This is a genomic window from Mesotoga sp. UBA5825 (assembly GCF_002432955.1).
Classification (GTDB): Bacteria; Thermotogota; Thermotogae; order Petrotogales; family Kosmotogaceae; genus Mesotoga.
On record NZ_DJHG01000099.1, the window covers coordinates 89,239 to 100,319 of the forward strand.

General features: G+C 44.5%; 9 protein-coding genes and 3 pseudogenes. 7 read left to right on the plus strand and 5 right to left on the minus strand.

Translation table 11 applies throughout. The annotated features are described in order from the left end of the window. The 4 genes and pseudogenes from B3N33_RS10260 to B3N33_RS13070 all read right to left on the minus strand — a co-directional run. Positions 1–175, minus strand: a pseudogene (locus B3N33_RS10260) (glyoxalase); the annotation flags it as partial. 493 nt (positions 176–668) lie between these two features. Then, on the minus strand, positions 669–1,934 hold the full coding sequence (locus B3N33_RS10265) for an NAD(P)/FAD-dependent oxidoreductase (RefSeq protein ID WP_292593243.1): 1,266 nt from the start codon (positions 1,932–1,934) through the stop codon (positions 669–671). 43 nt (positions 1,935–1,977) lie between these two features. Next, positions 1,978–3,099 (minus strand): Ldh family oxidoreductase, encoded by a 1,122-nt coding sequence (locus B3N33_RS10270; protein ID WP_292593245.1) that lies wholly within the window; start codon positions 3,097–3,099, stop codon positions 1,978–1,980. Positions 3,100–3,252: 153 nt separating this feature from the next. Further along, a pseudogene (locus B3N33_RS13070) lies at positions 3,253–3,369 on the minus strand (transposase); the annotation flags it as partial. A 434-nt stretch (positions 3,370–3,803) separates the two neighbouring features. Here B3N33_RS13070 and B3N33_RS10280 point away from each other — a divergent pair. Next, positions 3,804–5,111 carry a uracil-xanthine permease family protein gene (locus B3N33_RS10280; RefSeq protein ID WP_292593247.1) on the plus strand — a complete coding sequence of 436 codons (1,308 nt, stop codon included), beginning with the start codon at positions 3,804–3,806 and terminating at the stop codon, positions 5,109–5,111. Between the two features lie 78 nt (positions 5,112–5,189). Then, complete coding sequence (locus tag B3N33_RS10285; protein WP_214061353.1) at positions 5,190–5,723, plus strand: GNAT family N-acetyltransferase; 534 nt, start codon at positions 5,190–5,192, stop codon at positions 5,721–5,723. Here B3N33_RS10285 and B3N33_RS10290 read toward each other — a convergent pair. Beyond that, positions 5,720–6,451, minus strand: coding sequence for a Nif3-like dinuclear metal center hexameric protein (locus B3N33_RS10290; RefSeq protein WP_099830596.1), 732 nt, complete (start codon positions 6,449–6,451; stop codon positions 5,720–5,722). The two genes, B3N33_RS10285 and B3N33_RS10290, sit on opposite strands and share 4 nt — an antisense overlap. A gap of 285 nt (positions 6,452–6,736) precedes the next feature. Here B3N33_RS10290 and B3N33_RS10295 point away from each other — a divergent pair, with 285 nt between their 5' ends. From B3N33_RS10295 to B3N33_RS10315, 5 genes and pseudogenes are all read left to right on the plus strand, one after another. Further along, a complete protein-coding gene (locus tag B3N33_RS10295; RefSeq protein WP_292593249.1) occupies positions 6,737–8,125 on the plus strand; it encodes an MATE family efflux transporter in 1,389 nt (462 codons plus the stop codon). Between the two features lie 186 nt (positions 8,126–8,311). Beyond that, positions 8,312–8,968 (plus strand): 3-oxoacid CoA-transferase subunit A, encoded by a 657-nt coding sequence (locus B3N33_RS10300; RefSeq protein WP_349682162.1) that lies wholly within the window; start codon positions 8,312–8,314, stop codon positions 8,966–8,968. After that, positions 8,965–9,618 carry a 3-oxoacid CoA-transferase subunit B gene (locus tag B3N33_RS10305; protein WP_292593251.1) on the plus strand — a complete coding sequence of 218 codons (654 nt, stop codon included), beginning with the start codon at positions 8,965–8,967 and terminating at the stop codon, positions 9,616–9,618. The genes B3N33_RS10300 and B3N33_RS10305 overlap by 4 nt, the downstream gene beginning before the upstream one ends. 525 nt (positions 9,619–10,143) lie before the next feature. After that, a complete protein-coding gene (locus B3N33_RS10310) occupies positions 10,144–10,746 on the plus strand; it encodes a DUF6305 family protein (RefSeq protein WP_214061256.1) in 603 nt (200 codons plus the stop codon). Positions 10,747–10,797: 51 nt separating this feature from the next. Then, a pseudogene (locus tag B3N33_RS10315) lies at positions 10,798–11,081 on the plus strand (citrate transporter); the annotation flags it as partial.

An 11,081-nucleotide genomic window follows, 5' to 3' on the forward strand; every position in this document is an offset into this window, starting at 1 on the left:
CTTCTCTGGAACGATCATGAAGATGATTGCAGAACCCGAGCATGCCGCCTCCCGGGGTCGAAAAGATCAAGCATTTCCCCTGATCTTTAAACAAGTCCAGACCGATTAGGTCTTTATAGAATGTTCTCGCAGAGCCGAGATTACTTGTTCCAAAGAAGACTATGGAGTTTATCACCTTCAAGAGCTATCCCTCCCTTTTAAAGTAAAGGCCCGATCTTTGATCGGACCCTTCCGGTTGATCTTACATACATTATCGGGTGCTATGAGGAGAAGTCGCACTTAAAAGGGTGTTGGTGTGCTTTGCTCTGGCGTTGCCGTCTTTCACGTAACAGAACAATCTTTCATCTCGGCTTTTCAACTTTGAGACCTTTCGATGAGACAAGTAGTTCAGGAAATATGTATATTTTCAGTTGCGGAATAGTTGCAAATGCTTTACCGGCATCGATTTCTCAGTCAAGCGGTTAGCCTTTCAAGAGTCGCAATCACTTTCAAAAAGCAAATAAAAATAGAGAAAGAAGCGATCTTTGGTACAACGAAAGAAGGCTCATTCTTTGCTTCTGACTCAACTACACTAAATTTGGTGCTGAAACAAATCGCAAGCACAGTCGAGTTGATCGTCTTCGGAAGTAACTTACTGTGGTGGAAGCAAACCGCGCCTCAAAACCTCCTTATTTGAGGGAAGAACCCAGTAGTCTCCCGTGGCCTGTGGCATAGGTTATCGATCTAGTGTGTCCGCTGCAGTCACCGATGAACTTCAAATTGCTGTATCTGCCGTTGTCAATCTTATTTGAGTAGAACTTGACCTCAACAGCATACATTAGATTGTCAGGATAAGAGATACCGGGAATAACCTCGCTCAGTTTCTCAATAAACTCAGTGATGGAAACGGAAATTCTCCTTGGCAAGACTAGGTTGATGTCGCCAAGAATGAAATCTCTTTCGGGCAATGTAGGCTTGACTCTTCCCAGCCTCTTGGTTCTCTTGCTTTGGATGAAGTCTTCATAAGTCTGCGAAATGACTTTCCTACCTCCGGCAAGAATGTTGCTTAGCCTACTTATATATGAGCCATAACCAATCGGATCGTGAAAAGGTTCCGTGAACCGTGTTGTACATAGAATGGCGAAGTTCGTGTTTTCGGAGCTTCCATCAGAATTTGAATGACCGTTAACCGTTACGAAGTCCTCGTAATTCTCTAGCACAACCTTTCCCGAGGGGTTGTTACAGAAGGTTCTTACAGTGTAGCCTGTTTTGGTCTTCAATCTGACTTTGAACTCGTACATTTCGTTGTTGATCTCTTCCACTACATGATCAGGCAGCTCGAATCTCACTCCAATATCCACAGTATTACTGGACGCAACGATCTCAGGATATCGAGCGGTAACTTTTTTTATCAGAGCATGACCACTCCTTCCTACTGCAATAACCACGTAATCAAACTCGGCCTCAAATCTCTCTCCTTGAAGAATTATCTTGGAGTCTTCGATATTTATTTCGTCGACTCTGGAGTCAAAATGGAAGTGAATGTTCTTTCTATTCGAAAACTCATCGAAGATCCTTGTCAATACTGAACCGAGTTTATCCGTACCTATGTGCCAGAATTTCGAGTTAACGGGCTCAAAGCCTTTCTCATAGAAGAGATTAAAGAAACGCGACTTTCTATCAAAAGAGATACCGGTCTTGACTTGGAGGCTGTCGTCTGAGTCCAATTTCCCCAAATAGTAATCAACTACTTCTTTTTGAACAGAAACAGGTATTTCCATGTCGCCGCCCATGGTATCGGAAACGAAAATCTTACCGTCGGACCTGATACCGCTTATGCTTGAACCGAAAATGTCTTTGGAACGTTCCAGGATATGAATCTCATGGTTTTCACCCAATATCTCGCTTATGAACCCTATTGATGCCGCACCAAATCCAACTACTCCGATTTTCATGAAATGAGTCCCTGAAAGGACATTTCACCTCCCGGTAATTGTATTATTCCCAGCTAAACTTATACTCATATAGCCCCAATTCATCACGAAGCTGTACTAGCTGCTTTCTTAGAACCGCATTCAAAGGGGCCCCTTTATCTTTTCTCGATTGCCATGCAATGTATTCCTTTTCTCCGGCAGTATAGATTCGTTCTTGATTGGGAGCCTTCCTTGATGCCCTTAGCTCTCTAAGAATATCGCCTGCCGTCTTCTTGAACTCTGCTATTGGACTGAATGGTTCGATGTTGATCGCAATGAAGAAGTGACCGATTGGGATGGGTTGCTTTTCCTGAGCTGGTCCAAATCCTGATAACATCTTCAAGAAACTGCCCGCTTGCAGTGCCGCAGATAAAATCTCAACGACAGTTGCGTAGCCATATCCCTTGTATCCTCCTGTCTCCTCACCTATTCCTCCTAGAGGGGTTAAGGCTGCCTTTCCCTTTGTCAGGTCAATAAGGATTTCCTGAGTGTCCGTCCTCGGTTTGCCGTCGAAACCAATAACCCACCCTTCAGGAATCTCCTTTCCTGCACGCGCATAGACCTCTATCTTTCCCCTTTGAGCCACAGACGTTGCACAATCAAGGACGAAAGGAAACTCTTCGTCTGTGGGTATTCCGAAGGTCAGCGGATTGGTTCCCAGCATGTTTTCTACCCCGAAGGTTGGAGCAATTGACGGACGAGCATTTGTGCCGGTTATTCCAATCATGCCCTCACTGATTGCCATCATTGGATAATAGCCGGCTATCCCGTAGTGCGTTGAATTACGCGCTGCAACCATGCCCATTCCATAAGCTTTTGCCTTTTCGATAGCAAGCTTCATGGATCGATAAGCAACCACATGCCCCATTCCATTGTGTCCATCTACTACAGCCGTAGTGGGACTTTCTCTAACGATCTCGAAGTCTGTTACTGGATTCTGAACTCCATCCCTGATTCGATCGACATATATAGGCTTCAATCTACCTACGCCGTGTGAATCGATACCTCTCTTGTCCGATGCAATAAGAACATTAGCACAGATTCCGGCATCTTCATCCGGAACTCCAACGCCAACAAAGACATCTTTCATAAAGGTTTCAAGAGTATCAAAGTCGACCCAGATAACATCATCATATATGTTTCCCACAAAATCGCCTCCTTGTCTTTCTTCTCAGTTAATTATACATTCTGGCAAAACTATGTACAGTTTCGGTCATTAAGAGATTTCTCACATCATCTGAAGGTCTTGTTCTATTTCGATTTTCTTCTCATGCAAAGCCGGCTTTTGATACATATCGAGTGATGCATAGCTCCGGTTGTACTCAGTTAATTCAATAAATTCGTCAAGGATTCTACTCTTCTCCTTCTTTCCAGCCTTCCTGTACTTCTCTGAGTATTTCTCAATCAATCCAGTCATGTCTATTCTCTTCATCTTCGCCCCTACCTCTTTCAACTTGGCATTCGCGAAGATTATCCCCTTCATCCTTACCTTTCGAGTAGTTTCATTTTTGATGCAACGTTACCCTTTTCAAGTAGATTATTTGTGATGCATATCGCGTGGCCAATATCGGCGATCCATATGATAGAATAACCTTTGGAAGATTTTACTTGGAGAGTGACTTTTATGTCGGAAGCATTGTTTGAACGAGTAGAAGCTCTGTTCACTAGCCGATACAAGAGTCATTGTCACCGCTTATGTATCACGGTGTTTATCTCTTATGCGCTTTGTGCAATCGAGATGGTAATAATCAAGATTGCAGATGATATAAGATCAAAGAAAAAAACCTCACGTGAATTCGTGAGGTCTTTTCTTTGATTGCGACACTACTTTAAATACGGAGGAGGGATCTTGTGAGCAATGAGAAGTCGGCTTACCAGGAGGTAAAAGAACAGGAAGACAGGAGCAAGAATTTGGGTAAAGGAGGTCTTCTGGTACTGGGACTGCAGCATGCATTCACGATGTTTGGGGCAACGGTACTTGTTCCATATCTGACCGGCGTTCCAGTGAATGTTGCGTTGTTTACTGCAGGCATTGGTACACTCCTTTTTCATCTACTAACAAAATGGAAAGTGCCAGTCTTCCTTGGATCGAGCTTCGCTTACATTGCCCCAATCAATGCCGTGATACTCTATCATGCTAACGCCCCTGAAGCTTTCGGATCTGTACCAGAGGCGATTTCCGCAGGGTTCGCTATCACACCCGATATGATAGCCTACGCAACGGGCGGAATCATGATCGCAGGGTTTGTTCAAGTTGCAATTGCTATCCTGATTAAGGTTCTCGGGATTAGCAAATTCGAGAAGATCTTCCCACCAGCTGTTGCCGGAACACTAATCGCTGTGATCGGTTTGAACCTAGCACCCACAGCAATAAGCATGGCAAGTTCAAATTGGTGGATAGCGATAGTATCTTTGGGAACGGCAGTAATTGTAAGACTATATGTTAAGGGTTTTACAAGACTCATTCCAGTTATGTGCGGTATAATCGTAGGCTATATCGTTGCTGCAATTACCGGCAACGTCTCTTTCGATGCGGTTAACCAGGCTAGCTGGATAGGAATACCTTCCTTTGTACTTCCTAAGTTTTCGGTCTACTCTTTGACCGTTCTCGTCCCTGTGGCCCTTGCCCCAACGATCGAGCACTTCGGGGATATATTTGCAGTGTCTTCAATAGTTGGAAAGAAATTCTATGATGACCCCGGTATACACAGAACTCTGGCCGGAGACGGAATCGCGACAGCTGTAGCTGGGTTTTTTGGAGGTCCAGCAAACACAACTTACAGTGAAAACACAGGCGTTTTGGCGATCACAAAGGTCTTTAACCCCACGGTAATGAGGATCGCCGCTGTATTTGCGATTATACTTTCATTTGTACCAAAAGTGGGAGCGGTCATTCAGTCGATTCCTACAGCCGTGATGGGTGGCATTGAGATCTTGCTCTTTGGAATGATTGCTGCTGTAGGGATGAAGACACTGATAGAGAACCGAGTGAAGGTAGACGGCAAGAACCTGATTATCATCTCAGTAATGCTTGTGGTGGGTATCGGTGGTGCTGCCATAGGAATTGGGCCTGTCAGGTTCGAGGGAATAGGTCTGGCCGCGCTTGCCGGCCTTATCCTGAACGGGATATTCGTGGCAACTAAAGCTCCCGAAGAATAGATTTCAGAACTTTCATAGAACAAGAGGTGCCCTGGGTGGCACCTCTTTTGGTATACTATTTCGACGGGGGTGGTATCTGTGTTAATGGGTCGTCTGGTATATCTTAGAGAGTATAGAAAATCTGATGTTGAGACTGCTCACAAGTATATCAATGACTACGAAGTGAAAAGGATGCTCGTGCCGGGGATTCCGTTTCCGCTAAGACTTGAGGAGGAAGAGAAGTGGTACGATTCTCAGAGCGCATTCAAGGATATCTACAACTTCGCCATTGCAAGGATCGAGGACGATGAGTACTTAGGAGGCTGCGGAATAAACGAGGTCAACTGGAAGAACAGCGTGGCAGCCGTCGGTATCTTTTTGGGAAAGCAGTTCTGGAATGCAGGTTATGGAACCGATGCAATGAGAGTGCTTCTGGCATTTGTGTTTGACCAAATGAATATAAACAAGGCGAAACTCAACGTATATTCGTTCAACAAACGTGCAATCAAGTCATATACGAAGTGCGGCTTTCAGATAGAGGGAACGTTGAGGCAGGAGATTTTCAGAGACGGAGCATTCCACGATGAAATCGTCATGGGGATTCTTAGGTCGGAGCTTATTAGGGAATACTAGACCTCATTATAGTACTCGATGAATTCTACATCAAGCGAGAATCTTTCTTTTATTAGTTGCCCGAGGTTCATTACACCAAACCGCTCGCTGGCGTAATGGCCCACGCAAAAGTAATTGATACCCATCTCTCTAGAGAGTTCCCTGGTAGGTTCTCGTACTTCGCCTGATATAAACGTGTCAGCGATGCCCTCAAGTTTGTCAAGCATTGACGAGGAGCCACCAGATATTACACATACTTTCTGAACGATTTCAGAGTTCTTGTGAAGGAATATCTTCTGATTAGGAAAAAGCTGAGAAAGAGAGAATGTGAACTCGGACACAGTAGTTTCTATAGGAGTTCTGCCTATTAAGCCTACGTCAAATTTCTCGAGGCTCTCAAGACCTAGCTTCTGAGCAATCGCGTAGTTGTTTCCATATGGTATATTTGCGTCCAATGGCAGGTGGTAACCAAGAAGCGTGACACCATTTAACAATACGCTTTCGACTCTTCTTTTCAGGTGGCCTGTGAGTCTGAAGAAGGTCTTTCCGAAGATTCCATGGTGTACTAGTATTGCATCGGCACTTGAGTTTAGGGCCTTTTCTACGAAGGCGTTGCTGAAGGAGACCCCTGTAACGAGTTTCTTTATATCTCTATCTCCTTCGATTTGAATACCATTGTGGCAATAGTCATCGAACTTCTCCGGTTCAAGAACAGAATTCAAAAAGCCTTCAAGCTCTAATGGTCTCACGTTTGCCTCCTTTGCTTAGAAAAGTCCTCCACATGGATATCCTCGATCATTATTCTATCATGTGCCATCGAGTAAGATATAAACTGAAAAAAGAGGGATGTAACGCACCACTTTAATCCAAATCTCTAAACATTCAACTATATTCTCAATCATCGATTCATGCCAGTAATTGTTTTGTGCTAGATTCATAAGATTGTGTTTGATATTCTATTCCTTAATGCACTTCCAAACCAAGGAGGTACGTGCTAAACTTCATAGTACGGATTCCTTACTGTGGAGGCGGAAATGGCTTATAGTCTTCTTAAGTCGTATCTTGATGCTGGCGAAGCTAAAGAAATAAGAAGATCGCTTCTAGTAATGGCTCTTCCCGCAATTGGCGAAAATGCACTTCAGATGCTGCTCGGAATTTCGGATACAGCATTTCTCGGTCACTACGACTGGAGAGTTATGACTGCGGTGGGTACAGCTAACCAAGTAGTGTTTATTTTTCAAGCAGTACTGGTCGCGATATCCACTGGTTCGATGGTTCTGATCTCAAACAGCTATGGTGCCAGAAATCAGCACAGAGTGAATCTTATCGCCTGGCATGCTATTTATCTAAGCATAGTTGTCGGTTTGATTCTCTCAGTCGGTTCTCTATTCTCCGGGAATCTGCTCTCGCTGCTGTTCCCTTCAAGCGACGCATTTATGCAGATGAACGGTGCAAAGTATCTTCAAACAATAATGGTCGGTTTTCCGGCAATGAGCATAATGGTTGTTCTCGGTGCTGCACTAAGAGGTGCAGGTGACACCAGGTCTCCTTTGATAGCAGCTGCGATTGCAAATGGGCTGAATGTCTTTCTAGATTACTCAATGATCTTCGGGAAGTTCGGTTTTCCTGAGATGGGTGCTTTTGGAGCAGCACTCGCGACTGTATTATCAAGAGTTGTAGGTTCGGTAATCATAATTGTACTTCTATTCAGAAACCGGGGAATATCTATGACCAGGAGACCACAGAGGCTTTCCAGATGGATGCTAAGGGAGGTATTTGTTCTAGGACTCCCTGCTTCAATAGAGAACTTCGGTTTCTCGCTGGGGGTTCTGGTCTTCGCTAACATTCTTTTCATAGCCAGTCCACAGGCCTACGCAGCTCACAGAATAGGAATTCAAGTAGAGTCTCTCTCTTTCATGCCGGCATGGGGGATGGGAGTAGCGATAACTGCACTAGTAGGTATCTATAACGGAAGCAGGCAACGAAGGCTGTCAATAGGGGTAGTCAGGCAAGGTTGGTTCATTGCACTCACAATTTCTTCGATAATTGGAATAGCTATAACTCTATTCCCTGATCTTTTCATATCAATCTTCACGAATGAAACATCGCTCATCGAAGAGGCAAGACTTCCTGTGAGAATCATCGGTTTGTTCCAGGTTGTAATGGGAACTGATTATGCCGTAACCGGAGCGCTTAGAGGTATGGGAGACACTTCGTTCCCGATGAAATCGTCGCTAGTGGCAATGTGGTTAATCAGACTTCCACTTGGTTATGTGCTTGTCAGGCACTTTGGTATGGGCCTCTTCGGAGCCTGGATAGGGATGATGGCAGACATGGTCCTAAGAACTACGCTTAAGTTCGTCAGATTCTATTCTGGAAAATGGGAGATGAAAGCAGATTCCATTCAGGCAAGGTCCGGCTAAAGCTCGTTACTAGTATTCCTTTGCATCACAATCAGCCAGTGCAAATAACAATCAAGATTACTAGCACACAGGAGTTTCCGGAGCGAGAGAATCACTTTGCTCTTCTGAGGCGCTTTTGGTAATATTGTCTTATGCTCGGCGTCCTTTTTGCTACCGACCAGACTATGCTTTAAAGGAGGAGTTCCCTTGAGGATTGTGGAGATCAGTGAGGCAGTTTCAACTGTTAGTGAAGATTCTTCCGTGATGGTAGGAGGATTCTTGGGATGCGGGTCCCCCGACAATCTTATTAATGAGATCATTACCAAGAAAATCAGCGGGTTGACGGTGATTGCAAATGACACCGCTTTTCCCGATAAGGGTATAGGTAAGCTTATTGTGAACAAGTGCGCATGTAAAGTGATTGTATCTCATATCGGCACTAATCCAGAAACACAACGTCAAATGATGGAGGGTGAGCTTAAAGTGGAACTGATTCCTCAAGGGACTCTGGCTGAGAGAATAAGAGCAGGAGGAGTAGGGCTTGGAGGAATTCTAACTCCAACAGGCGTTGGTACTGTCATTCAAGAAGGGAAGAGAGTGGTTGCTGTAGAGGGAAGGGAGTATCTTCTTGAGTTGCCGCTTAGAGCTGATTACGCACTAGTGAAGGCAAAGAAGGCCGATTACTATGGCAATCTCGTCTTTTCTTTAACCGCAAGAAACTTCAACCCGCTAATTGTTCTAGCGTGTGACACAGTAATCGCAGAAGTGGAAGAGATAGTACCTGTTGGTGCGCTAACGCCTGATGAAATACATATTCCGGGAGTTCTGGTTGACTATATTGTAGTCGGGAGGGCAGCTCAATGATAGATGCAAGAGAGATAATCGCGAGAAGGATTGGAATGGAGCTGCGTGATGGGGATCTGGTAAACCTAGGAATCGGTATCCCAACTCTAGTATCGAACTTCATTCCGGATGGTATTAGAGTCTATTTTCAGTCAGAGAACGGAATAATTGGAATGGGGCCCGTTCCGGAAGCTGGTATGGCGAACAGAGATCTAACAAATGCGGGAGGCCAGTTTATAACGGCTTTACCGGGTTCAGCTACCTTTGACAGTGCGATGTCTTTTTCGATTATTAGAGGAGGGCATCTTGACATTACGGTACTTGGAGGGCTGCAGGTCGATGAACGCGGAATTCTTGCCAACTGGATGGTTCCCGGGAAGATGGTTCCCGGAATGGGTGGTGCAATGGATCTGGTAACCGGAGCTAAGCGAGTTATAGTTGCAATGACACATACATCTAAGGGACTGCCGAAGATTGTCAAAGAGTGTACTCTTCCTGTTACTTCGAACAGGCCAGTCGATTTAGTAGTTACGGAACTAGCAGTAATTCAGCCTACAAGACGTGGTCTTCTTCTGCGAGAGAAGTCAAATGAAGTAAGTGTAGACGAGATTCTGGAGATGACTGAAGCTAGTCTAATTGTCAGTGACGATCTCAAGACCATGTTTGGTTAGGTGACATATTCTGCTGAAGGAGCGTCACATTGATCTGAATTCTGTCAAGATGAAGACATAGTCTCGGTGTTCGCTCTCCGAATACCGGGTGTTTTTCTTATGATTCTTTTATTATAATTCTTTTGTGAACTGGTTGTATCGGTTTTTGAGACGAAGACACCGAGTGTTCATGATCTCTTCTTTAGAATACCGATAAACAATTCTGGAATGAGCTTCAAAAGGAGAACTTTTCTCTAACCCATAAACTGACGGCGTCTTGGCCGGTAACTTTTTGCTATATAAAATTTATGATTTGGATTACGTACTAGATTAGCAGAGAAATCGGCTCTATCAACGCGATAAATTTCAATACTTGTTCTAGAATGCTTCTCATGACTAATTCGGAGACCACGAGGTTTAAGGAGACTTGTGGTAGACTCTCCTGGTAAACCGCCATATATAAGGGATGTGAGTCTCTGCAGTCCTTTAATGCGTTTTCCAGAAATTCGATTGCTCATTTATTCTATTTTTCCAGGAGGTACGAAAATGAAGAAAGCACTGTTGGTACTCGTTGCTATTTCTATTCTGTCAACAACATCTCTATTTGCATTGATCAGTGGAGACGACCCTGTTAAGGGCGAATTGCCTTTCCTTCTTACTAACGCCGGGCAAGGACCCGGAGGGAAGATGGCCAGACTTCTAATATGGCAGTCAAAGGCCATATCTGAAACAGATTTCGATTACAATGCCGAGCCGTTGAGAGACGATCCCAATGATCTAGTTGCCAGAGACTACAAAATGCTCTTTGTGATAATTGGTTCGTCTGCAAAGGGTCTAGGTGCCTCGGGTATAACAATTGAAGAAGAGATTTCGAGACTCAACAAGATGATAGCAGAGGCAAAGAGGCTTGGTTTGTACATTGTAGCCGCACACATCGAGGGAAAAGAGAGAAGAGGCAACCCGGGAAGTGCAGACGAACAGTCTATTGATGCCATTGCTCCGTATGCTGACTACCTGATAGTTGTTAAGAGTGGGAACCAGGACGGCAAGTTCACAAGAATTGCTCAGGAAAACAATGTTCCTCTCACTTTGATCGACAACACTATCGACTTCATGGATGTCATCAAGCAAATGTTCAAGAGCGAATAGGTGGAGTGAGCAACTGTGAAACTGATTTCGCTAATCTGGGGGGGAATCTAGATGTATCTTGAAACGACAATAGTAGCAATCATTATGGTTGCAACTTTCGCAATTGCAAGCTGGAAGCTGAAATCACCAGAGATCTCGATGGTTATAACGGCCATTGTTGGTGCTCTCGTTGGTGGATTTGGCTTCCCATCTAGGTTGCTTGTGGAAGGAATGTTTACTTATTTTGACGTTGGTCTCGTCTTCTTGACAGCGTCTGTGTTCATAAACATTTACTCAGAAACCGGCGCCATGAATGCTTTGGTGCGCTGGATAGTCAAGAAGTTCTACGACAAGAA

Coding starts and splice junctions, on each gene's coding strand:
- B3N33_RS10305 (WP_292593251.1), top strand. CDS start 8,965: ATGATAGATGCAAGAGAGATAATCGCGAGAAGGATTGGAATGGAGCTG.
- B3N33_RS10265 (WP_292593243.1), bottom strand. CDS start 1,934: ATGAAAATCGGAGTAGTTGGATTTGGTGCGGCATCAATAGGGTTCATA.
- B3N33_RS10295 (WP_292593249.1), top strand. CDS start 6,737: ATGGCTTATAGTCTTCTTAAGTCGTATCTTGATGCTGGCGAAGCTAAA.
- B3N33_RS10310 (WP_214061256.1), top strand. CDS start 10,144: ATGAAGAAAGCACTGTTGGTACTCGTTGCTATTTCTATTCTGTCAACA.